The 22,925-nt window shown below is 63.6% G+C and carries 22 protein-coding genes; 16 read left to right on the top strand and 6 right to left on the bottom strand.

Annotation, left to right across the window (positions count from 1 at the left end; translation table 11 throughout):
- The first annotated feature begins 10 nt into the window (after positions 1 to 10).
- The 12 genes from HNQ39_RS07510 to ftsZ all read left to right on the top strand — a co-directional run bounded on the left by HNQ39_RS07510 (position 11) and on the right by ftsZ (position 13,655).
- A complete protein-coding gene (locus tag HNQ39_RS07510) occupies positions 11 to 1,492 on the top strand; it encodes a UDP-N-acetylmuramoyl-L-alanyl-D-glutamate--2,6-diaminopimelate ligase (protein WP_184193325.1) in 1,482 nt (493 codons plus the stop codon).
- Positions 1,477 to 2,871 carry a UDP-N-acetylmuramoyl-tripeptide--D-alanyl-D-alanine ligase gene (locus tag HNQ39_RS07505; RefSeq protein WP_184193324.1) on the top strand — a complete coding sequence of 465 codons (1,395 nt, stop codon included), beginning with the start codon at positions 1,477 to 1,479 and terminating at the stop codon, positions 2,869 to 2,871. The genes HNQ39_RS07510 and HNQ39_RS07505 overlap by 16 nt, the downstream gene beginning before the upstream one ends.
- Positions 2,868 to 3,899 (top strand): phospho-N-acetylmuramoyl-pentapeptide-transferase, encoded by a 1,032-nt coding sequence (mraY, locus tag HNQ39_RS07500; protein ID WP_184193323.1) that lies wholly within the window; start codon positions 2,868 to 2,870, stop codon positions 3,897 to 3,899. The genes HNQ39_RS07505 and mraY overlap by 4 nt, the downstream gene beginning before the upstream one ends.
- Complete coding sequence (gene murD / locus HNQ39_RS07495) at positions 3,896 to 5,209, top strand: UDP-N-acetylmuramoyl-L-alanine--D-glutamate ligase (protein ID WP_184193322.1); 1,314 nt, start codon at positions 3,896 to 3,898, stop codon at positions 5,207 to 5,209. Before mraY ends, murD begins: the two co-directional genes overlap by 4 nt.
- Positions 5,206 to 6,417, top strand: a complete 1,212-nt coding sequence (gene ftsW, locus HNQ39_RS07490) for a putative lipid II flippase FtsW (RefSeq protein WP_184193321.1) — start codon at positions 5,206 to 5,208, stop codon at positions 6,415 to 6,417. The genes murD and ftsW overlap by 4 nt, the downstream gene beginning before the upstream one ends.
- 2 nt (positions 6,418 to 6,419) lie before the next feature.
- Positions 6,420 to 7,994 carry a UDP-N-acetylmuramate--L-alanine ligase gene (gene murC / locus HNQ39_RS07485; RefSeq protein ID WP_184193320.1) on the top strand — a complete coding sequence of 525 codons (1,575 nt, stop codon included), beginning with the start codon at positions 6,420 to 6,422 and terminating at the stop codon, positions 7,992 to 7,994.
- Positions 7,995 to 8,054: 60 nt separating this feature from the next.
- Positions 8,055 to 9,062, top strand: coding sequence for a D-alanine--D-alanine ligase family protein (locus HNQ39_RS07480; protein WP_184193319.1), 1,008 nt, complete (start codon positions 8,055 to 8,057; stop codon positions 9,060 to 9,062).
- A 1-nt stretch (position 9,063) separates the two neighbouring features.
- Entirely contained in the window at positions 9,064 to 9,900 is an 837-nt protein-coding gene (locus HNQ39_RS07475) for a cell division protein FtsQ/DivIB (RefSeq protein ID WP_184193318.1), read from the top strand.
- Entirely contained in the window at positions 9,897 to 10,733 is an 837-nt protein-coding gene (locus HNQ39_RS07470; protein ID WP_184193317.1) for a DUF881 domain-containing protein, read from the top strand. Before HNQ39_RS07475 ends, HNQ39_RS07470 begins: the two co-directional genes overlap by 4 nt.
- A complete protein-coding gene (locus tag HNQ39_RS07465; protein WP_184193316.1) occupies positions 10,730 to 11,113 on the top strand; it encodes a DUF1290 domain-containing protein in 384 nt (127 codons plus the stop codon). The genes HNQ39_RS07470 and HNQ39_RS07465 overlap by 4 nt, the downstream gene beginning before the upstream one ends.
- On the top strand, positions 11,113 to 12,330 hold the full coding sequence (gene ftsA, locus HNQ39_RS07460) for a cell division protein FtsA (protein ID WP_184193315.1): 1,218 nt from the start codon (positions 11,113 to 11,115) through the stop codon (positions 12,328 to 12,330). The genes HNQ39_RS07465 and ftsA overlap by 1 nt, the downstream gene beginning before the upstream one ends.
- A 137-nt stretch (positions 12,331 to 12,467) precedes the next feature.
- Positions 12,468 to 13,655 carry a cell division protein FtsZ gene (gene ftsZ / locus HNQ39_RS07455; protein ID WP_221289875.1) on the top strand — a complete coding sequence of 396 codons (1,188 nt, stop codon included), beginning with the start codon at positions 12,468 to 12,470 and terminating at the stop codon, positions 13,653 to 13,655.
- Positions 13,656 to 13,703: 48 nt separating this feature from the next.
- Here the strand turns inward: ftsZ and HNQ39_RS07450 are convergent, their stop codons facing one another.
- Positions 13,704 to 16,112 carry a glycosyl hydrolase gene (locus HNQ39_RS07450; protein ID WP_184193313.1) on the bottom strand — a complete coding sequence of 803 codons (2,409 nt, stop codon included), beginning with the start codon at positions 16,110 to 16,112 and terminating at the stop codon, positions 13,704 to 13,706.
- Positions 16,113 to 16,296: 184 nt separating this feature from the next.
- Here HNQ39_RS07450 and HNQ39_RS07445 point away from each other — a divergent pair, with 184 nt between their 5' ends.
- The 4 genes from HNQ39_RS07445 (at position 16,297) to HNQ39_RS07430 (ending at position 20,030) form a co-directional block, all read left to right on the top strand.
- A complete protein-coding gene (locus HNQ39_RS07445; protein WP_184193312.1) occupies positions 16,297 to 16,758 on the top strand; it encodes a DinB family protein in 462 nt (153 codons plus the stop codon).
- A gap of 162 nt (positions 16,759 to 16,920) precedes the next feature.
- A complete protein-coding gene (locus HNQ39_RS07440; RefSeq protein WP_184193311.1) occupies positions 16,921 to 17,970 on the top strand; it encodes a TolB-like translocation protein in 1,050 nt (349 codons plus the stop codon).
- A gap of 1 nt (position 17,971) precedes the next feature.
- On the top strand, positions 17,972 to 18,970 hold the full coding sequence (locus tag HNQ39_RS07435; RefSeq protein WP_184193310.1) for a TolB-like translocation protein: 999 nt from the start codon (positions 17,972 to 17,974) through the stop codon (positions 18,968 to 18,970).
- A gap of 1 nt (position 18,971) precedes the next feature.
- Positions 18,972 to 20,030, top strand: a complete 1,059-nt coding sequence (locus tag HNQ39_RS07430) for a hypothetical protein (RefSeq protein ID WP_184193309.1) — start codon at positions 18,972 to 18,974, stop codon at positions 20,028 to 20,030.
- Between the two features lie 5 nt (positions 20,031 to 20,035).
- On the opposite strand, the gene HNQ39_RS07425 is transcribed toward HNQ39_RS07430, so the two are convergent.
- Genes HNQ39_RS07425 through HNQ39_RS07405 form a run of 5 tightly spaced genes read right to left on the bottom strand, consistent with a single transcriptional unit; the run spans position 20,036 to position 22,901 of the window.
- Positions 20,036 to 20,602 (bottom strand): hypothetical protein, encoded by a 567-nt coding sequence (locus HNQ39_RS07425; RefSeq protein ID WP_184193308.1) that lies wholly within the window; start codon positions 20,600 to 20,602, stop codon positions 20,036 to 20,038.
- 10 nt (positions 20,603 to 20,612) lie between these two features.
- Complete coding sequence (locus tag HNQ39_RS07420; RefSeq protein ID WP_184193307.1) at positions 20,613 to 20,768, bottom strand: hypothetical protein; 156 nt, start codon at positions 20,766 to 20,768, stop codon at positions 20,613 to 20,615.
- Between the two features lie 9 nt (positions 20,769 to 20,777).
- Positions 20,778 to 22,037: a glutathionylspermidine synthase family protein gene (locus HNQ39_RS07415; RefSeq protein ID WP_184193306.1), complete on the bottom strand. Its 1,260-nt coding sequence runs from the start codon at positions 22,035 to 22,037 to the stop codon at positions 20,778 to 20,780.
- On the bottom strand, positions 22,030 to 22,242 hold the full coding sequence (locus HNQ39_RS07410) for a hypothetical protein (RefSeq protein WP_184193305.1): 213 nt from the start codon (positions 22,240 to 22,242) through the stop codon (positions 22,030 to 22,032). The genes HNQ39_RS07415 and HNQ39_RS07410 overlap by 8 nt, the downstream gene beginning before the upstream one ends.
- Positions 22,242 to 22,901, bottom strand: a complete 660-nt coding sequence (locus HNQ39_RS07405; protein WP_184193304.1) for a fasciclin domain-containing protein — start codon at positions 22,899 to 22,901, stop codon at positions 22,242 to 22,244. The genes HNQ39_RS07410 and HNQ39_RS07405 overlap by 1 nt, the downstream gene beginning before the upstream one ends.
- Between the last annotated feature and the right edge of the window lie 24 nt (positions 22,902 to 22,925).

The following is a 22,925-nucleotide window of genomic DNA, read 5'->3' as shown; positions in this document are numbered from 1 at the left end:
GAAGACGTAGATGACAACACTAACACAACTTGCCGGTGCCCTCCCGGGCGCACAGTGCTTTGGGGAGGCCACTCTCACCGGGCTGGAGTACGACTCCCGCGCCGTCGCCGCGGGCGCGCTCTTTGTCGCCGTGGTGGGCGAGCGCTTCGACGGCCACAACTTCCTGGCCGATGTCGTGGCACGGGGCGCGGCCGCGCTGGTGGTCGAGCGTGCGGAGGCGGTCCCCGCCGGCGTCCCCTACCTGCTGGTCAAGAGCTGCCGCGAGGCGCTCGCCCCCCTCGCCTGTGCCTTCTGGGGCAACCCCACCGAGAGGCTCAACCTGGCGGGAGTGACGGGCACCAATGGCAAGACCAGCACGATGCGCCTCATGGACGCGATCGCGCGGGCGGCGGGTGAGACAACGGGAACCATTGGAACCCTGGGGGCGACAGTCGGGGAGACGGCCCTGCCCCACGACCGGACCACCCCGGAGTCCCCCGACCTCCAGCGCCTCTTTGCTGAGATGCTCGCCGCCGGCGCGACCTCCGCCACGATGGAGGTGGCGTCGCACGCCCTGGTCATGGGGCGCACGGCGGGCTGCACGTTCGATATCGCGGCCTTCACCAACCTCACCCAGGACCACCTCGACTTCCACAAGACCATGGAGGCCTACGAAGCGGCCAAGGGCATGCTCTTTCGGGACTACGCCCCCCGTGTCGCGGTGCTCAACACCGACGATGCCGCGGGCGCACGCTACGCCGCAAGCAACACCGCCCAGCAGACCCTGACCTACTCACCGTCGGGACAAGCAGGCGCGGATATCTGGCCGGTGGACGTCCAGCTCGCCGTGGACTCCCTGCGCTTTACCGCCAAGACGCCCCTCGGGGACGTGGTCGTGCGGCTAGGCTTTGGGGGCACCTTCCAGATCGGCAACGTGCTGGCAGCGATTGGCTACGGGGTCGCGCGGGGCTTCTCGCCCGAGACTATCGCGGCGGGGCTGGCGGCCTGTCCCCCCGTGCCGGGCCGCTTCCATCCCGTGCAGGCAGGCCAGGACTTCGCCGTGCTCGTGGACTACGCCCACACCCCCGATGGGGTCGAGAATGTCTTAAAGGCGGCGCGTCCGCTCACCCCCGGACGGCTCATCACGGTCTTTGGCTGCGGCGGCGACCGGGACCGCACCAAGCGCCCGATCATGGGCCGCCTCGCCCGGGAGCTCTCCGATATCGCCATCGCCACCAGCGACAACCCCCGCACCGAGGACCCAGAGCGCATCCTCGACGATGTCACTGCGGGTATGGCCCCCCCTGCCCCCACGAGTGAGGGAGCCCAGGTGTACCGTGAGGTGAACCGGCGCAAGGCGATCGCGCTGGCGGTGGGAATGGCCAAGCAAGGCGACACGATTGTCATTGCCGGCAAGGGCCACGAGGACTACCAGATTATCGGGCACACCAAGCACCCCTTCTCCGATCAGGATGTCGCCCGAGAGGAGATTGAAAAATGCCTTTCGCACTAACCCTCGCCGAGGCAGCCGCCGCGCTTAGTGCCCCCGTCCCCACTGAGGACCTGCCGCTGACCGGCATCTCCACCGACACCCGGACGATCCAGCCGGGGGCGCTCTTTGTCGCGCTCAAGGGAGAAAAATTCGACGGACACAACTACGTGCAGCAAGCGATCGGGGCGGGCGCGGCGGCGGTTGTCGCCGACCACAGCCTCGCCGCAACCGTCCCTGTGCTAGTCGCCAAAAACACCACGACGGCGCTAGGAGATCTCGCTCTGGCCGTGCGCAAGACGTTCACAGGGCCGGTGCTTGGCATCACGGGAAGTGTCGGAAAAACAACAACAAAAGAGCTCACGGGAACTCTTCTTGAGACCATGTTCTCGGTCGCCAAGTCCGGCGCGAACTTCAACAACGAGATAGGAGTCCCGCAGACCATCTTTGGCGCGCCAGAGAGTGCGACCGCCTGGATCCTGGAGATGGGCATGCGCGGCGCGGGGCAGATCGCGGAGCTGGCGCGGATCGCCCAGCCAACGGTCGGGATCATCACGGGAATCGGGCTCTCGCATATCGAGCTCCTGGGAAGCCGCCAGGGGATCGCCAACGCCAAGGCGGAGCTCTTTGAGGCACTCCCCGAGAACGGAATCTCGATCTATCCCGCCACCGACGACTTCGCGCAGACCCTTGCGACAAAGGCGCGTGGCCGCGTGCTGACCGTCGGGCTAGAGGCAAAAGCGGATGTTCAGGCAAGCGATATCGTGCGCCAGGAAAACGGCTGGCGCTTCACGATCCACTCGCCCTGGGGCACCCAAAAAGCCTTCTTGCCGTCGGCGGGGCGCTTCAATATCCAGAACGCCCTGCTCGGGATCGCCGCCGGAGCCGCGCTGGAGATTCCCCTTGACTCGCTCGCCAAGGCCCTGCTGCGCTTCGAGCCGCCCGCCATGCGCCTGGAAGAGGTGAAGGCCGCCTGCGGTGCTACCGTGATCGCCGACTGCTACAACGCCGCCCCGGACTCCATGGTCGGGGCGCTCCAGACCCTCGCCGAGACCCCGCTCCACGGCACGGGCAAGCGGATCGCGGTCCTGGGCGAGATGAAGGAGCTGGGGCGCTTTGCCGAAGAGGCCCACAAGATGGTCGGGCGGGTGGCGGCCAAGCTCAAGCTCGACATGCTCGTGCTGGTTGGGGAGCAGACCACGTTTCTCTCTGCCGCCGCGATCGCCGAGGGCTTCGACCGCAACCATGTTTTCTACTTCGACCAGACCGCCAAGGCCGCCGAGGCGATCGCCTTTATCGCCCAAGACGGTGATGTCATCCTGGCCAAGGGCTCTCGTGCCATGGAGCTTGAGCGCGTGGTCAAGGCCCTCCAGCCCGAGTGGAGTGGAGGAAAACACGAATGATGCTCCCCGGAGCCCCGTTTCTGATCGCCTTTGCGCTGGTTCTCGCGCTGGGGCCGCGCCTGATCGCCTTCCTCAAGGCCAAGAAAGGTGTCCAGCCCATCAGCGAGAACGCCCCTGAAAAACACAAGCTCAAGCACGGCACCCCGACCATGGGAGGCCTGCTGATCCTGAGTGCGACCGGCCTCGCCACCCTGGGCTGGCTGGTCTGGGAGCGCTTTCAGGCGACCGAGAGCGGCTCGGGACTGCTGACCACCTCAGGGCGCTCGCACCTGGTGGCGACCCTGCTGGTCTTTCTCTGCGGCGGCATGATCGGGGTGCTGGACGACCTGGGGAAGGCGCGCAAGAAGCAGAACAAGGCGGGCCTCTCGGAGCGGGCAAAGCTGGGCCTCCAGGCGGGTGTCGCCTTTAGCTTTGCCCTCTACCTGTACTTCATCAAGCTAGACACAATGGTGCTGGGTGTCCCCCTTGGCCCCCTGTACTATGTCCTCGCCGCGCTCTGTGTTATCGGCTTTGGCAACGCGGTCAACTTTACGGATGGCTTAGACGGCCTCGCCAGCGGCACGACTTTAATTGCCTCATCCGCGCTGGCCTACTGCGCCTACGCCATCAGCGGGGTCACGCCGGAGCAGGCGGTGTTCTACGGCGCACTCGCGGGGGCCTGTGCGGGCTTTCTGTGCTTCAATGCCTACCCCGCGCGGGTCTTCATGGGCGACACGGGCTCGCTGGCGCTGGGCATGGGGCTGAGCGCGGCGGCCATTATCTCCCAGCAAGAGGTACTCCTCTTTATCATTGGAGCGGTCTATATTGTCGAGATCGCCTCGATGATGATCCAGCGCTATGTCTTTAAGTACCGCCGGATCAAGCACGGCCTAGAATACGCCCAACAAAACCGGGTCTTTCGGCGCGCCCCCCTGCACCACCACTTCGAGGAGCTGGGCTGGCACGAGGTTCAGGTGGTCGTGCGCTTCTGGATGGTGGCGCTGGTCATGGCGCTCGTAGGCATTCTCTTCTTTGGCGGTGTGCGATGAGAGTGGCTGTGATCGGGCTGGCGGCCACGGGTATCGCCACCGCGCGTGTGCTGGTGGCCGAGGGTGCGGAGGTCGTGATCTGCGACTCCAAGCCCGAGTCCCTGCTCCCCCCCGCACGGGTCGCCGAGGCACTCGCCATTCCCGGTGTCACCCTCCAGCTAGGTAGCACCGAGCTCCCCGAGAGCCTCGTGCTGGTAGTTCCCTCCCCCGGTGTCCCCCCGACTGCGCCGCCGCTCTTGCAGGCCCTGGCGCGCGGGATCGAGGTCTCCAGCGAGATCGAGATCGCCTACCGCCTCGCCAAGGCCCCGATCCTCGCCATCACCGGCACCAATGGCAAGACCACCACGACCGCGATGCTGGGCGCGATCTGCCAAGCCGCGGGCCGCAAGACCTTTGTCGCCGGCAATATCGCCGAGGACCATGGCAAGCGCCTGCCCCTGATCGAGGCCGCCATGGCCGCCCCCAAGGACGCCGTGATCGTGGCGGAGATCTCATCGTTCCAGCTAGAGTGGGTCAGCAGCTTCCGGCCCAAGGTCGCGGCCTGGCTCAACCTCTCCAGCGACCACCTGGACCGCTACGCCACCCTGACCGAGTACGGCCAGACCAAGGCGCGGATCTTCGCGGCCCAGCAGCACAGCGACTTTGCGGTGGTCAACGCCGACGATACCTACGTGCGGTGCTTGGGCGGGGGCATTGGTAAGGCGATGCGGCTTCCCTTCCACGGCGAGGCCCCCACCCTGCACTCATCGCTGCACCTCGACCCGCGGGAGCTGCGCGTCCCCGGTGTCCACAACCTCGCCAATGCCTGCGCGGCCTCGTCGATGGCGCTCGCGTTTGGGCTGAACCCCGGAAAGATCGCCGACGGTCTCCGGGGCTTTAAGGGAGTGGCGCACCGGATGGAGGTGGTGGGGGAGCGCGAGGGGATTCTCTACATCAACAACTCCATGTGCACCAACCCCGCCGCGGTCGCCGCCTCGCTCTCGTCGCTCCCCGGAAAGGTGATCGCGATCTCGGGCGGACGGCACAAGGGTGGGGACATCCAGCCGATGGTCGATGCCCTCGCACGCCATGCACGCCGGGTCGTGCTGATCGGGGAGGATGGGCCCTTTCTGGGAGAGGAGCTCCTGAAAGTGGGCTACACCGCCAGCGAGCTCGCTCCCTCTCTGGAGGCGGCAGTCGAGCAGGCGAGCGCCCATGCCCGGCGCGGCGAGACGGTCTTGCTCGTGCCCGGTTTTGCCAGCTTTGATATGTTCACCGGCTTTGAGCAGCGCGGACAGGTCTTTCGGGAAGCGGTAGGAACTCTATTATGAATGGAAATCAGCGACGGTTTGCGGCGGACTGGTGGCTCTTTGTCATCATCCTAGTCCTGGTGGTGTTTGGGATCGTCATGGTCTACGACTCGTCGTACTGCATCGCCCGCGCCTACGACGACTACAACAACGATCCGTTCCACTTCGCCCGTAAGCAGGTTCTCTCCGCAGCAATTGGCTTTGCGGGGCTCTTTATCTGCTCGCGGATTCCCTACTGGTGGCTGAAGCGTATCGCCGTGCCAGGCTTTATTCTCTCGATCATCCTGCTGCTGCTGGTCTGGGGAATAGGGCTTGTCTCGCTAGGTGCCCGGCGCTGGATCGCCCTAGGCCCCATTCAGCTCCAGCCCTCCGAGCTCGCAAAGCTGGCGATGGTTGTCTTCCTGGCGTGGCTCCTGGCGGAGCGGCGTGCCTATGTCCAGACCGCCCGCGGTGTCTTCTGGCTGACGGTCGCGGTGGGAGTCCCGATGATCCTCACCGAGCGCCAGCCCGACCTAGGCACGGCCGCGACCATGTTCTTTGCCTACCTGATCCTGCTCGCGGCGGCGGGTGTACGGCGCAAGTACCTCCTCGTGGTCACCCTGGCCTGCTCGCTCCTAGCGGTGGGGACCCTCTATCTGCCGAGCAAGTCCCACCCGGAGGAGCCCAACTACCGCATGCGCCGCATCACGACTTTCCTCCACCCCGAGGCCGATAAGGACAAAGACGGCTACCAGGTCTGGCGGAGCCTCGTGGCGCTGGGCAGTGGCGGCGCGACCGGGGTCGGCTTCACCTTCGGCCACGAGAAGCGCCCCGGCGGCCTGCCCGCCCAGCGCACGGACTTTATCTTCGCCGTGGTCGGGGAGGAGCTAGGGCTGGTTGGTACGTCGGCGGTCCTCATCGCCTTCCTCTGCCTGGCCTGCCGTGGGTTCAGTATCGCCCTGCGCACCAAGGACCCCTTTGGCCGCTTCCTCGCCACGGGCCTGACCGCTCTGGTCTCCGCCCAAGCCCTCCTCAATATCGCGGTCGTGACCTCGTGGGCCCCGACCACCGGAATCCCCCTCCCCCTCATCTCCTACGGGGGCTCGTCGCTGGTGCCCACTCTCTGCGGCCTGGGCATCCTGCTGGGAATCTCCTGCCGCCCGTTCTACCGTGAGGGAGGAAGCAAGACGCCGCTTCTCTCCAAGGAGCGCCCCAGCCAGAAGTTCTTCGAGCGAGCGGGAATCAAATAACGATGCCTGTCCCGCGCCCTAGCTCGCCTGCCGATGTCCGCCCACTCCCCCATGGTCCGCTGCACTTTGTCGGGATCGGGGGGGCAGGCCAGAGCGCGATCGCCTATGTCCTCGCCCAGCGCGGGCGTGTGGTGCGCGGCAGCGATCCGGGCATCTCCCCCACCGCCAAGGCCCGCCTGGAGAGTGCCGGCTGCACGGTCTACACCGCCCACGCCACCGAGAACCTCGCCCCCGACACCGCCGCCCTCATCGCCACCGATGCGGTCAACGAGCAAAACCCCGAGGTCGCCGAGGCACTCTCGCGCGGCATCCCCGTCTACCGCCGCCCCGAAGCCCTCGCCAGTATCGTCAACGCCGCAAAAACGTCTATCTGCGTCGCCGGGACGCACGGAAAAACCACCACGACAGGGATGATCGCCAGCATCCTGATCCACGCCGGCCTCAACCCCACCGTCCTCATCGGCGGCGACCTTCCGCTGATTGGCGGCAACTCCCAAAACGGCGACCCGGACCTCGTCGTCGCCGAAGCCTGCGAAGCCTACGGCGGCCTCGATTGCCTGTCGCCCACCATCGCCGTCATCACCAACTGCGAACCCGACCATTTAGACTTTCATGGCTCCGAAGAAAACTTCTACAAAGCCTTCGAGCGGTTCCTAAGCCATACAAGAATTCCTCTTCTCTGCTCAGCAACCCCGTCGCAAACAGCACAAAAGATTCTCGGCAAACACTGGGGAACAGCTGGCTCTTTTGGTTTTGTCGGCGGTACTTGGACACCGGATAGAGATCGAGATGCTTTTCGGTTAAGTGGTTATCGTAGCGAAGAGCCACAACAAGTTCGCCTGCAGGTTCCAGGCAATCATAATATATTGAATGCTCTTGGGGCAGCAGCAGCAGCAGAAAGACTCGGCTTAGCTCTCCAAGATGTCGTGATTGGTCTAGAAGCCTTTACGGGGACGGGCCGGCGGTTTGAGCGTCTGGGCACGGCGGGCGATATAGCCGTTGTGGACGACTACGCGCACCATCCCACGGAGATCCGAGCGACCCTGCAAGCCGCGCGGCAAGCCTACCCCGACCGCCGGATTGTCGCGATCTACCAGCCGCACCTCCCGTCCCGAACGCGCGACTTTCTCGACGCCTTCGGCGAGGCGCTCGCGGGAGCCGATGCGCTCTATCTCACCGATATCTACCTCGCCCGAGAGCCCGAGCAGCCCGGGCTGATCGAAGAGCTTTTAGCGAAGGTGAATGCCATCTCCCCCGGCCGCATCGCGCCATCTCCCCGCGCCTTAGAGCGCCTCCCCTCTTCCCCTATTGCTCCTCCGTCGCGGGAAGAGGGGCAAACCTATGATGGTAAGCCAACCTCTCTTCCCGGTGAGGAACGAACCATGGGGGGAAGAGAGGTGCCTGAGCCCTACGAAGGCGGAGAGATGGCCCCCCAAAAACAGAGAGCAACTCTGGTCAAGAACCGCCACGCCCTCCCCGCCACCCTACAGCGGGAACTAAAACCCGGCGATGTGGCTCTCTTTATGGGCGCAGGCAACATCCGCGAACAGGCCGAAACCTTTCTGAGGGGGCTTTAGCCTCCTTGCCGACCACCCAGAGGGTACCCAGCGGGCCGCTTTAGCCGCCCGAAAGATAAAATGAACGACAAGTTAAAAGTAGCAGTTTTGATGGGCGGTCAGTCCGCCGAGCGTAGTGTGTCCCTGGCAACAGGGACGCAGGTTCTCAACGCGCTCGATCCTGAGAAGTACGCGGTCTACGCGATAGACACCGCCACGGGTCTGGCACAGCTCCCGGGTGAGGCTTCCCCACTCGTGGGGGCAGGGGGGGCTTCGGTGACAGCGCTCACCCAGCTCCCACAGCTCGAAAAAGACGGCCTCCCTGATGTGGTCTTTATCGCGCTTCATGGGCCGGGCGGCGAGGACGGCAGTGTCCAGGGCTTCTTGGAGACCCTGCGGATTCCCTACACTGGCAGCGGCGTGCTGGCATCGGCGCTGGCGATGGACAAGGCGCGCTACAAGCTGCTCTGCACCAGCGCGAGCATCCCCACCCCGGCAGGCATGACCCTCAAGAAGACTGAGTCCGCGCGGATTCGCAAGGCCAGCGAGGAGATCGGGCTCCAGCTCGGCTATCCCGTGGTCATCAAGCCCTGCCGACAGGGCTCCAGCTACGGCACGCGCCTGGTAAAAGCCCCCGAGGAGGTCGCCGAGGCGCTCAAAGACACGTTCCGCTACGACACCACCGCGCTGATCGAGGAGTGTGTCCAAGGGACGGAGATCACGGTCGCGGTGCTGGGCAACGACGACTGTGTCGCCTTGCCACCGGTGGAGATCATCCCCAAGAACGAGTTCTTTGACTTCGAGGACAAGTACAGTGTGGATGGTGCCCAGGAGATCTGCCCCGCACGCCTGAGCGAGGAAGACACCAAAGAGGCCAAGGAGCTGGCGCTGGAGTGCCACCGCCTGCTCGGCTGCCGGGGCATGAGCCGCACCGATATGTTTGTCACCGACGATGGCTGCGTGGTTCTGGAGACCAATACCATCCCGGGAATGACCCCCACCAGCCTGCTGCCCAAGGCGGCGGCGGCGGCGGGGATCTCGTTTGAGAAGCTGCTTGACATGCTGATTGGCTACGCGAAGGAAAAATAAGATGGTCCGCACACACGCTCGCCCTGTCGCCCACCGCCGCATCGCGCGGCGCAGAAAACCGGTCAACCGCCGCAAGATCAACAAGCTCCGGCTTGCGCTCTGGATCGCGGTCCTGGTCTTGCTGGGCGAGTGTGTTGTGGTCGCGCTGGCCTCCCCCCGGTTTCGGGTCAAGGCGCTGGAGCTGGAAGGGGTCGCCACTGTCCCGACACACAAGATCGCGGCGCAGTTCGCGGTCCCTGCCACCCAAAACCTCTTCCTCGCCCCCACGGCAGACTGGGCCCACGCGATCACCCGCCTGCCAGGGATTGAGCACGCAACCATCAAGAAGACGCTCCCTGGTAAGCTTACGGTACAGGTCACGGAGCGCACTCCTTGGGCAACAGTACGCACCTATGATGGTCATTGGCACACTATCGACCGTAATCTGATCCCATTTCGGACCACGAAAGAGCCAGAAGCGGGCCTGGTACGCATTTTAGTCTCAGACTGTGCTCCGTGGGAGGTACTTCCTGGTATCGTCTTGCCATCGGTGGGGATAGAAACCGCTCAGGAGTGTGTTGGGTGGTCGCTTGACTATAAAGATTTCCCGCTGAAACAGATTGAAATCGATAAGGATTCGAAGGTATGCTTAGTGAGCCAAGGTGGGGTGCTCGTGAAGCTAGGGTCTGGGGAAAAAATCCCTCAGAAACTCCATTCTTTGGAGCAACTTTTTGTGGAGCGGCCTGATCTAAAAGGCAATGCACCTAATTTGTACATCAACTTATTTGCATTCGACGCACCCGCGGTCGGTTTGATCAACCCAACTACACCAACAACGAAGCCACAGATAAAACCATGAGTATCGTCCTGACCCCCTCCAGCCGCCACCGGCCCTGGCTCACCCAGATCACCCTCCTCTCCACGATCATGGGCGGACTTCTTGCGCTCTCACTCAAGACGCAAGATAGGATCCGCCGTGATCTCGTGGGCAATACCAGCACGGCCGCCATGGCCGAGGCCTATACCAAACAACGCGACGAGAATGTCGAGCTCCGTAAGCGTGTCACCCAGCTCCTCGACCAGAACCGGAAGTACACCGAGGCGATGGCCGCCGATGGTGGCACGAGCACCAAGGTGATCGCCCAGGAGCTCCAGAAGGTCAATACCCTCGCCGGCCTCACCCCGGTCACGGGGCCCGGCGTGGTGGTCACCCTCCGCGACTCCAAGAAGCAGCCGGAGAAGCCCAAGGGGATCAGCGATAGCGACTGGCAGGCCATGACCGCCGACTACCTCATCCACGATGCCAATATCCGCGATGTGGTCAATGAGCTCAAAAACGCGGGCGCGGAGGCGATCGCCATCAACGGCCAGCGGGTTGTGAACACCACCGCCATTCGCTGCGTGGGCAACAATGTCCAGATCAATGCCGTCCCCACCGCCGGCTCTCCCGTGATCATCAAGGCAATCGGGGACCCGGATCTGATCCAGTCCGGCCTGCTGATGCGCGGAGGGATCAAGGACCACTTTGTCGATACGGAGATGGTGACCGTGGACAAGGCCACCAACCTCACCCTCCCTGCCTTCTCCGGGGCGACCCCCTTGCGCTTCGCCAAGCCCGCCCCCGAGCAAAAGGCGGAGCAGGCACAGCGCCAAGCAGAAGAGGCAGAGAAAGCAACAGGAGGTGCCCAGTGACACTTAGAACCGGCGTCTTGTTTCCCGCCATCGGCGGCATTATCGGCTTTGCAGGGGTCTACCTCTCGCAGTACACCACGCCTGCGGTCTTTGCCCCCTATCTCTCGCTCGCGGCCCTCGCAGGCCTCGATGCGGTCTGCGGTGGAATCCGCTCGGGGGTGGAGGGCAAGTTCCAGGACAATATCCTGCTCTCGGGCTTTGCCATCAACACCGTGCTGGCCGCGCTCCTGGCCTACCTCGGCGATAGGATCGGGGTCAACCTGCACCTGGCGGCGGTGGTGCTGCTCGGAGGGCGCGTCTTTACCAACCTCTCCCTGATCCGGCGCTACTGGCTGAGCCAGCGGCTTGCCCAGCCTCAGGCCCAGAGTACAGGAGCCTAATGAGCGAGCTGGTTGTCGCACTGGATATCGGAACCACCAAGGTCTGTACGCTGGTCGCAGAGGCACAGGCGGGCCAGGGCATCAAGCTCCTGGGGGTGGGGACGGTACCGTGCGGCGGCCTGCGGCGCGGCGCGGTGGTGGACATGGCCCGGACTGTCGAGGCGATCTCGGCATCGGTGGACATGGCGGGCACCGCGGCGGGGGTGGAGATTCAGTCGGTGCTGGTGGGGATCACGGGCGAGCATATCGCCAGCCTCAATGCCCGGGGGGTGGCCGCGGTGCTCAGCCCGGAGCGCGAGGTGCGCCGCGCCGATGTCGAGCGGGTGCTGGAGAGCGCTCGCTTGATTGTCTTGCCCCCCGACCGGGAGATTGTGCATGTGCTACCGCGCTACTTCACGCTCGACGGCCAAGAGGGCATTAAGAACCCGGTCGGGATGTGTGGGACGCGCCTTGAGGTAGACACGCATATTGTCACGGGGGCATCGGCCTTGCTACGCAATGTCACTGCCTGTGTCGAGAAAGCGGGGCTGGCAATCGAGGAGCTGATCCTGGAGCCCATGGCCTCCGGCGAGGCCGTTCTCCTGCCGGCGGAGCGGGAGCTGGGGGTCGCCTTGCTCGATATCGGCGGCGGGACCACCGATATCGCGCTCTTCCGGCAGGGCGAGATCTGCCACTCCGGGGTCGTGCCCGTGGGGGGCGAGCTGGTCACCCGCGATGTCGCCGCGTTCTTGCGGACATCGCTGGAGGAGGCGGAGCGGATCAAGTGCGCCTCGGGCTGCGCCCAGCCCGAGGCACTCTCCCCGGAGGAGACCCTGCCCTATGTCCTCCTGGGCAGCGATGGACAGGGACAGGCGGCGCGTCGTGAGCTCGCGGAGGTGATCGAGGCGCGCTGTGTGGAGCAGATGCAGCTGGTTCGCAAGGAGCTCTTGCGGAGCAATCTCTTCGATGCCCTACCGGCGGGTGTCGTGCTCTGTGGCGGCGGGGCGCTCTTACCGGGGCTGGTGCCCCTCACGGAAAAAGTGCTGGGAATGCCGGTCCGGCTCGGCTGTGTCCGAGCCGCAAGCGCTCAGGCAGCGGGCCTGGCACCGCCGAGCTTTGCGACGGCGTTTGGGCTGATACAATGGGGAGCAAAACGGGTCACACCGAAACAAACTCGCCGCCCCCGGGGAATCCTGGCGCGGCTGAGCGCTTTGTTGCCACAGCGACGGAGCGCTTGATAGAATTTACACAATACAAACAACTGTTTTGAAGGACACTTAATCAGGAAGAAGGAACCTAAAACAAAGTTTCCTTAATCATTTGTTCAAGGTGTTAATCGGGCAAGAGGCAATCAATGGAAGGACGGGGTAGCGGGATGAGTAATACGACACTGGACCCGTTTGCGCGAATCAAAGTGATCGGCGTAGGCGGCGGCGGACAGAACGCGGTCAATCGCATGATCGAGGCAGGACTGGCAGGGGTCGAGTTCTGGGCGATGAACACCGATATTCAGGTGCTCAAGACAACAGCGGCAGAGAACACGATGCAGCTGGGTGTGCGCCTGACCAATGGACTCGGCGCAGGCGGTGATCCCGAGATCGGGCGAGCGAGCGCGGAGGAGAGCAAGTCGGAGATCCAGCGGGCGCTGGATGGAGCCGACATGGTCTTTATTACGGCAGGCATGGGCGGCGGCACCGGGACGGGTGCGGCGGCCGTGATCGCCGAGGTGGCAAAGGACATGGGCATCTTGACCGTGGCCGTGGTCACCAAGCCGTTTCGTTTTGAGGGGCCACGGCGTGCACGCCTGGCCGAAGAGGGAATCGATCGGCTCAAGGGCAATGTGGACACGGTGATCGTGATCCCCAACGACCGCTTGCTCAATGTGGTTGAGAAGCGTGCGACCCTAGTCGAGGCATTCAAAGAGGCCGACGAGGTCCTGCGCCAGGGTGTGGCGGGTATCTCCGATATCATCACCATCCCGGGCCTGATCAATGTCGACTTCGCCGATGTCAAGACCGTCATGCGGGATGCAGGGACAGCCTTGATGGGAATCGGCTTTGCCGAGGGCGATCATCGCGCGATCGAGGCCGCACAGGCTGCGGTGAACTCTCCGCTCCTGGAGACCGAGATCTCGGGCGCACGTGCCGTCCTGGTCAATGTCACCGCAGGACCGGACCTCACCCTTGCCGAGGTCTACGAGGCCGCCGACCTGATCCGCGAGAAGACCGATGCCGAGGATGCTAATATCATCTTTGGTACCGTGGTCGATGCGCGCCTGCAGGGAGCGGTGCGAATCACGGTTCTGGCGACCGGCTTCCAGAACAGCGGCGGTGCGAAGAAGCCCAGCGTCTCGGCAACCAGCACCACCCCGATGCCTAGCCCGGCGCGTGTGGAGACCATCTTCTCCCGTGGCAATAGCAACGACACCCCTGCAGCGGCCCCTGCCCCTGTCGGTGTCGCGGCCGATCCTCACGAGGATGGTGGCACGGCGCCGCAGAAGGCTCCCGCTGCTACCGTAGCGACCGATATGCTAGATATCCCCACCTTCCTCCGCCGGCGCTGAGTCCGGCCCAACGGCCCCCTCCCCCTAAGCTGGGCGAGGGGGCTGTTTTTATTTCAGGGTCACCGGCCCGAGGAGCCCGCTGGGAGTCACGGGCCAGCCACTGGCATCGAAGTGCTTGTAGTCCGCATTGACAAAGTTGATGTCGTAGAAGTTCTGCCAGACCACCCCACGCCGGTCCAGGTCTCGAATCCGGTTCATCGCGCGGCTCGCGACCTCGATCTCCAGCACATTGCCCGTGGGCTTGGTCACCTCAATCTCCAGAGTAAACGGCGCGAGGATCACGGTTCCGAGCTCTTTCCCGTTGAGCCGCACCGCTGCACTCTCACAGACCATTCCTAGGTCCAGGGTATAGCGCCCCGGCGCGACATCAAAGACCGTCGTGTAGCGTGCCGTCCCCGAGAACGCCTCGTACGCCGCCCCCTGCTCGGTCCAAGAGCCAAGCTTCTCGCAGGAAAACGGCGGCGGCAGAGCGGGGCCGCCTTCGAGGAAGACCACCTCCCAGCCTGACACCCCCACCGTTTTACCTCCCCCCGCCGCTGAGACGGCGACCCGGGTACCTTCTGGGTGCGGCAATCGCTCGTTCCTCACTGCGAAGGGGGAGGTTAGGATAGCCGAGGCCTTGGGGGCGAGCTCGTGGCTGCCTTCGCCGCCGGTGAGGGGGTTGAGGCAGCGGCCCACGCTACTTGGGAGGGAGACGTTTTTGTCTGTGGGGTTGACCACGAAGCGCACGGTCTTGCCGTCGAGGGTCCGGCGCACGACGCTGAGGCCTAGGTCGGCGAGGGCTTCCCGCTTTGCGCCGGCTTGGGTGAGGGCGGCCTCCAGCTCGGCGTGGGGCATGGGGCGCAGGCCGCGCTTGGCGGCTTCGAGCTTGGCGCGGCGCTCGGGGAGCCTGCCGTTGCCGGGAACATCGCTGGGGAGCGCGTCCACGAAGAAAACCGGGATCGCGAGCCGCTTGAGCCGCGCCAGAGTCTCGGGCGGGAGGTGCGTCGTCTTAGGAACGACTACGGCCTTGTAGCGCGCCGGGAGCTTCTTGGCGAGCATGCGGTCCGAGACAAAGTCAAACTGCCAGCCCCGGTCAAAGAGCTCCTGGGCGAGCGGCCCGATGCTCTGCTTCTCCAGCCACCCACGCTGGTGGACCGTGAGCTTCTCGATGCGGCCTTTTTGGGAGTGCAGGAGGTCGTGGTAGGGCCAGTAGAGCAGCACATCGCTCCCCGGCTCGCCCGCCTGCAAGAACGACTGACAGCGCGTGATGTAGTCGTGGAGCGCCTTGGCGTGGCGCCAGATCGGGTTGCGCGGGTTCATCTGGGTCGAGGCGTAGAACACCCACCCCGGCCACGCCGCTTCGTCGGGGGAGTAGATCGTCCCGTGCCAGAAGATATGGTTGATCCCCGAGAGAAACATCTCATCGACCAGCACCTTGAGGTCACCGAGAGTCTCGGTGAAGTGCTCCTTGAGCCAGGTGCCGGTCTCCGCCGATGCCAGCTGCTTGCCCGTGACATAGGCCGCCGAGGACGCAAACTTGCTCACTAAAATGCTGCGGTCGTCGCGGAACATCTCGGTCTCGGGGATATCGGCGAGGGCGTAGAGGTCGAGGAGGTTGCCGGGCGCGCCGTGGGCCTCGTAGCGGGAGCGCATCCCGCGCCGCTTGCCCCAGGCGATCCAGACCGGCTGGGCGCGCTCGATCATCAGGTCGGAGTGGGTCTCGCGGTAGTCGGCGAGGATGCGCTCGGCCTCGGCCCGGACATCCCCCCGGCTTCCGCTCGTTCCTCGCTCCAGCCGACCCCCTTCGCCGTTTTCCCCGCTTCGCGGGCGCGAAGGGGGTTTAAGAGGTTGGAGAACGTCGGCGTGGTCTTGGAGGCGGTAGCCGTGCTTCTTCTCAAATGCCTCAAGGAGCTCGGGGGCCCAGTCGTTGCTGTACTCGTAGCTGTCCTGGTAGATCGCGCGCGGGAACGGCCCCTTCCAGCCGGAGAAGGCGCGGGTGAAGCGCTCCATGAAGCGGCGCATGGCGCGCTCCGACGCCGGATTGACCATCCATCCCTCGCCGCCGGGCGCCGCCCGCTTGACCTTCTGGCCGCTGGGCTTGCTGGTGAGGCTGCCATCGGGGCGAACCACCACGGTCTGGTTGGCGTCTTCGTCGCGCACGTTCGGCCCGCCCAAGCACCAGCCCGTCCCCACCGTCATGTCGATCCCCAGCCCCAGCCGCTCGGCCTCGGTGAGGGTGTGTTTTAGGAGCGCCAGCCAGCGCGGGCTGAGGTACGGAACAAAGCCTTTCTCAAAGCCCTTCGCGCCGTAGATAGGGATGATATGCACGCCCCCCATTCCGGCATCGCGGTAGCGGGTCAGCTCGCGGGTCAGGTTCGCCTCATCGACCGCGCTGCCCATCCACCACCAGTAGGCCCAGGGTCGCGTCTCGTGGGTGGCCTTCGGCCAGAGCCCCGGCTCGTTCTCGGTTGTCATGAGGCTAAGATTCGACGTGCATCAACCGGTTTTCCTTCCAGTCACGCACCTAGTCGTCGGAGTCGGCGCGGAATTTGGGCCAAAAAGAAACTTTCCCACCCTGTCGATTTTGTCGTCGCTCGTTCGACTACTCGTCGAGACTCGGTCATCATAGAACGGTTTGATTTACGATAGGAGTAGATGAGTGAATACAAAAGACAAGACGCTGGGTAGCGTCACACGCGTGTTTCGGTTCTTTCAGCAGGATATCGAGAACCTACCGGAGGAGGTTTTCGTGAAGTCCCTGGGCGGCAAGGCACGGACCGCCGCCGATATCGCCTACGAGGTTCGTTTGACCAATGAGCGGCTCTGTCGGGATCTCCTGCGTCAACCCTCGACCGATACGCCGAGCGGCTGGGCGGTCGCACCGGAGGAGCTGCACTCCAAGGAGGCGACGAGACGCTCGTTTCAGGCATCCGCCGAAGCCGTGGTGCAGATATTAGAGGGAATGTCGGTCGAGGAGATCGAAGAGATCGTGCCGGGCGTACTGGGCGAGGCGAGTCGCGCAGACCACTGCCGCTCGATGATCGTGCATCTCTTCTACCACAGCGGGCAGTTGAACTTCATCCAGACCCTACTCGGCGATAGTGAGATTCACTGGTCGTAGTCCCGCTCACGGGGGTCAGGTGGTAGCCGAGCAGGGCAAAAGTGTTTTACGCGTCGGAGTCATGGACGATATCGTCACTGTCTAAGGCTAAAAACTTGCGTCGGGCGACGCACACACCCTACGCCGCCCGACGCCGATTCGCTCCCACTGATATAATTCTCCATGGGATATACTCGACGCCAGATCATCGCTGCTGCCAACGTGGGTTTACAGCTATTTGCACTGGCTGGGCTTGTCCTACACTCTCACCTCGCCTCACTGGAGTCTCTCCCCCAACCACTCTCGAGCCAGCGTATCTCGGAGTTAGACGACCGCAAAGTATTTGGCTGGTTGGGCAATGATCAGCTTATTATAGGAATCCCAGAAGACCCTCTTTCAATGGGTATGGATCACGGGCGGGCGTCGGACATATTCAACCTGAAAACCCAGACGAAGAGGCCACTCCCAAGCTTACCGACACTTGGAAGTGAGGAAGACTCGAACCGAAGCACTCCTTATCCCTCACCCGATGGCAAGTGGCTCCTCTACACAGAATCGAGCTACACCAAGGATAAAATCATATTCAGCCGCTGGCGTCTCGTCCATCCTGATGGTAGTGGCACACAACTTATTCCTTTCCCTGCACCGGGTGACTATTTATCTCCCCACTGGCTGCCCGACAGCAGTGGCTGGGTGGGTATCGGATCAACCCAAGACTTTAAGCGAGTTGCCTATCGCTTTGCGATAGCAGGCCAGAATCTCTCTGCCACGCGACTTCCTGTCCCAAAACACGGCACCTTGGTAGCCATCACCTGCGAATCAGAGCTCATCTTTAACGAAGATAGATCGTTCCGCCACACGGCAATATCCCTAAACGCACCGGGAACCCAGCCAAGAGAGCTTGATATCCGACATAGCCCTCTCGACGCGCACTGGCCGGGGCATCACGGAGGACCGTGGCCACTCGCGTTCTCACAGGATGGTAAGTATCTGTTTGTTCTCGGCTACTCGACTGCCCCTCAAAAACGTATTGCCGACTGGCTCCCCTGCTTCTTAGAGAGCCCCAAAGCGGGCCTCTGGCGCATCGCACTCCACGGAGGGGCACCAGAGCTACTCGTTGCTGGCAATGTGACGGACTTCTCGCTCTCACCAGACGGCACAAAGCTTCTGTACTCGCAGTGCGACTTTGAAAACCGTGCGACGTACTTGCTGACGCTCCCAAAGGGGAAATAACATGGGACTCGCACGCCGTCGGAACATCCCCCTAGGTTTCGGAGCACTGGCGCTCGTTGCCCTGCTCGTGATAGCTGTCTTGGCAAGCCGCCTGACCTCACGCACCCAGCTTCTTTCGGGAATAAGTGACGGCTACCTGGTACGCTGGCTGGGCTCCGATGCACTGCTCCTCATCGAGGAACAAAAGGGCACTCCGATGCGCTTTGACCTCGCGACTCGGCGATTGACACCACTCCCCTTTCTCCCAGACGACACGCTTGATCTGATTCCCTCGCCCGACGGGCGCTGGGTGCTCTACAAAGAGAGCCAGGGAGGAGGTTCCAAGAACACACTCCCCTACGGTGTCCGCTGGCGAGCGGTGCGAATGGACGGTAGCGAGACGCGGATGTTTCCCGCCGATGGGAGCTTCCGGCCCGCCCCTGATGAAATTACCGAGCCCGTCCCCTGTGCCTACTGGCTCCCAGATAGTAGCGGCTGGATTAGTGTCGCCTTAAAAAGGCGCGGCCACCATCAGCTATGGGAGCGTTTTCGCCTCGATGCCGTCGATGGTGCCCCCGAGCGCCTTACCTTTCCTCAGTTTCACTCTGAGCGTCCCCATCTGAAGACCATCACTCCCGATGGTCGCCTGGTTTTTAAGGATCCCTCGGAGCAGACACTTCAGCTCTGCTCTCCCCTCCCGGGGCGCGCTCCCTCCCCCCTCTACTCTCTTCGCCTCGGATCTGGTGACCTCGATACGATACTCGCTGTGGAGGGTAACACCTTCCTAGGAGTGGTCACCACGGCCCCCAAAACAGGCCTCGCTGCGTGGATGGGGCGCATTTTTCACCAAGAGGACAGCCGGCAGAGTCTATGGCGCATCACTTTCAACAGCGATGCTTACACACGAATCACAGGGCTCCCCTTCGAGACCTACGACGAGCAGCTCTCCCCGGACCAGAAGCACCTCCTCTGTCGTAACGGGCACGGTACCTACCTACTGGCTCTCCCCGAGGATAAGTAATATGGGACTCTCACGCCGACAGAATCTGACTATTGGGCTGGGGATGCTGGTTCTCTTCACACTCACCGGGGCGGCGACCTACCAGCTCACGCGCCCTAAGAGCATCGGGCAGCCCGTCCCGGTTCTCAACGATATGCAGGTCTGTGAGTGGCTCAGCGACGACGTAGCATTTGTGCAGCATACCAGCGAGCCCCCCGACGTCCTCATCGCCAACCTCCACACAGGGACACTCTCGCGCCTCCCGACGCCACCCCCAGTGCCCCGTGGGAAGCGCCGGGGCGATGGCTACAGCGAGGGCTACGTGCGCTCCGAGCGGGGCATCTCACCCGATGGTAAGTGGCTCCTCTACCAAGAGAGCCATGTCTGGGGTTGGGAAGACTCCGGAGGGCCACTGGGTACCCGCTGGCGGCTCTTGAGCACGTCGGACGGGACCTCGCGCTTCTGGCCGGCAGATGGTAGCTTTATCCCTGTTCTCAACAAGTATCAGGACGAACACATACAGGCAAGAGCGCTGCGCTGGCTCCCGGATAGCAGCGGCTGGGTGGAGTTCAAGCAGCTTAGCTCCGGCGAGTGCTCCTTGCAGCGCTACGACCTCGCGGCGCAGGCTCCACGGGCTCTCAAGGCTCCCTCCCTCAAGCCCGGCTTCGCGCTCAGGCAGTTCCTCCCCAATGGACAAGCAGTCTTTGCTCACCAGACGGAGTTTGAGCTGGTCCCCCTGTTTCCGGGAGCCCCGCCTGGAGCGCACCACAAACTGGCACTCCCCCCCGATCGTGGCAACTACAGTTTCCTTGCCTACACACCGGAGGCGCTGCTGGTCTCTAGCTACTACACGATTGAGCGCAAGGGGCTGGTGCGCTGGATTGCCAGCCGCCTGAGGATGGAGGACGGGTTTTGTGAGATTTGGCGCCTTCCGCTTCGGGGAGGCGCGCCGCAGAAGCTCGCGACACTGCCCCACGACGCACACAACTTCCGGCTCACGCACGATCAGAAGCGCCTGCTCTACTGGGCGTGGACGCCCAACGGGGAGGGGATAGGAGCCTACGCCCTTGCGCTGCCGTAGGCGGCTTACTTGAAGGTCACGGGGCGCTTGACATAGGTCGCGATCTCATTGGCGAGGGTGAGGGCATCACGCTCCTCGTAGACCTCGTAGATCGCCTCCTCGTGGCCATCGGTGTGGAGTAGGCTGAGTGCGTAGAGATAACGTCCCGCGGGGTCGCCGTGCTCATGGACCCGGATACTCTCGACCCGGCGAAAGCGGGTGACCAGCACATTGTTACGAAAGATCGTCCCATTGCGCGCATTGAAGAGAAACGTGATGGTCGGCTTGTAGGTATGGCGCAGGTAGAGCGGGAAGCCGATCAGCAGGCCCAGGGTCGAGGCGAGCCAGAGAAAGCCAAAGTGGTTCTTTTTAGGAGCGAAGAAATCGGCGGCGGAGCTGACTCCCCACTGGGCGGACTTGATGGTTGCCAGCAGCCCTAAGATGAGAACACTGCTCGCCATGAAGGCAAAGAAGCCCAGCGCGTTCCAGGTAAAGCTCGCCTGGTGCTGGAGCGTCACGGTCAGGGTCTCAGGCTGCCGCTCCACCAGGAACGATCCCACGGTGCGCGACGGCTCCGGTTCGGGGAGTGCCATGGGGTAAGCCTTACGGAGGCGGGGGCGGCACTCCGATGCCCTTGTAGGGAGTGGGGGTTGAGCGGATGGTGATGGGGCCAGGATCCTTGGGAAGCTGGGAGACCCCACCCGCGCCACAGCCTGCCGCTGCAAGCAGCAGGAGAAACCAGACAGCGGATCGTTTCATAGACCTGTCTTACCCCAATTCCGTGCCCAATGCAACCGGCAGAAAAAGCGAGTCGTCGTCGGTGACCGGCCCACTCACCCGCAGGCCCACCGCGCTCGGCTCACCGTCGAGGACAAAGATCGAGTGCAGGAGCGAGAGGGTCTTCTCCCCCGCCTCCGTGGTGACCGCCACCGTGGGCATCGGGACATACTTCTGCCAGAGCATCGGCTGGTCGTCGTAGAGGCCGAGGCCCCCCGCAGTCTCCACCGCGCCGTCCGGGCCGTGTAGCCGCACCGAGTGCCCCTCGCGGCCGTAGAACGGCTTGACGATATGCCGCTCTCCGGCAAAGGCGGGGTCGAGGTAGGTCGGTAGGAAGTAGGTCGCGATGGTCTCCCGCTCGGCGGAGTCGAAGAAGCTCCCCTGCTCGTAGAGGCCCCAGATCAGGGCTTGGAGCGCCTTGCTCTGCCAGAGAAAGGCACCGGGCGGGTTGAGAAGCGCGACACAGCGCCGCTCCACCAGCGCGAGGAGCTGGGCGCCGGGGGCATTGCCCTGCGCGTCGCGGTCCTGCACAAACCACTCCAGCGGGTAGAGTCGGTAGAGCAGCGCGATAGGCCGCCCGTCGGCAGAGTCTACCAGCGCATCGTCGGTGAGCCCGAGCTGGCTGATGGGGATGTGGCGGACATCGATACCGGGAACCTTGCGGAGGAGCTCGCAGATAAACTCGGTCGTCCCCCAGTCCTCGACATGGCCGTCCAGCGACGAGCCCACAACCAGCGGGCGCGCCTCGTGGGTTTGCAGGTGTGCCAGGCTCGCCCCGAGTGTCCGGCTGACAACCGCCAGCAGACGCTCGGTCTCGCCCGCATTGGGGTCGGGCAGCCCGAAGTGAGCGCAGACCTTGCCATTGATCTCGAAGCACTCCCGAGTAAAGGCGGGGGTATCGGTGTTGAACTCAATCAGCTTGAAGTGACCGTCGGGGCCTAGGATCAGATCGAGCCGCCCAAAGGGGACATCACTGACTCCCGGAGTTACTTGGCGCACCACGGCGAGGGTCTCCTGCGGGAGCCCAAGCTGCAAGAGTGTCGCATCGTCGAGGGTGCGTACCAGAGCCGCCGTTCGGACAAAGATCGGGTAGATCGCCCGGGCGGCCTGCTGGAGCGCTGCATGGTCGTCGAGGCGGAGCGTGTGGGTCTGGAGCAGAGCATACTCCTCCCCCTCGACATCGCTCCAGAAGTCTGGGAAGCGGGCGAAGAAGGCGCGGCGCTGTTCGGTGTAGGTTGTCGGGCTAGCCACCGGCCGAGAACGCCCCACGCCCTCCGCCGAAGCTACCGCCGCCCGACGAGAACACGCGCGCGCCGCCGCTACTTCCTCCGCTGGAGTAGACCCCCGTGCCCCCCCCGTCTTCCTCGTCGCGCCGGTTGTCACAGCCCGCCGTGACAGCGAGCGCAGCGGCGGCGGCCGCCACTCCCAAGATCAGTTTCTGTGTCTTATCCATCATTACTCTTCCGCGACCAGTCTGCTCACGGGCAGGATCCAGCCATTGCTTGTGGGGTACTCACTCAGGGCGAGGGTTGCCCCCCCAACCCGCAGGGTATCGCCGTCTAGGGTAACCGACAGCGGCTCCCCCGCGAGGTTGCGCACGGTCTTGAGGGTGCGGAGCTGCGCGAGGGTGTAGCGCCAGGGGAGGGTCCACTGTTTCAGCAGTGCCTGCGCCGCGCTCTGACCTGCAGGGCTCTGTAAAAACGCAACGCGCTCTGCCCCTAGTGCCTCTCGTAGCGCCGTATCGGTCGGCCAGAGCACGGTGTAGGGGCCATCGGTGTCGTAGTTTTCGGCAGGTGCCGCATTCTTCAGCAGCTTTGCGACTTCACTAAACTCTGAAGGCAGGCTCTGGGTGCGCTTTAAGATCGACCCCGCTGCGGTCGCGGACGGTGTGCTATGCTTGAGGACGCGGTAGACATCCAGCACCGTGTAGCCCGCCGCCAGACCAACCCCGACCTTCTGGAGTGCTTTCGGAGTGTTGTTCGAGTAGCTACAGTCCCCATAGCCATCGCAGGCATAGGCAACCATGGGGCGCTTAAAGGCCCAGCCGCCAACACTTCCCACGATTGCGCTTGCAACGAGAACCCGCAAGAGACGATAACGGAACGCGGTACCCATGCGGCGATTATACCCAACGGGAAC

The organism is Armatimonas rosea (assembly GCF_014202505.1).
GTDB classification, from domain to species: Bacteria; Armatimonadota; Armatimonadia; order Armatimonadales; family Armatimonadaceae; genus Armatimonas; species Armatimonas rosea.
The sequence above is the reverse complement of the archived record's forward strand: the minus strand, read 5'-3'. Positions and strand labels throughout refer to the sequence as shown.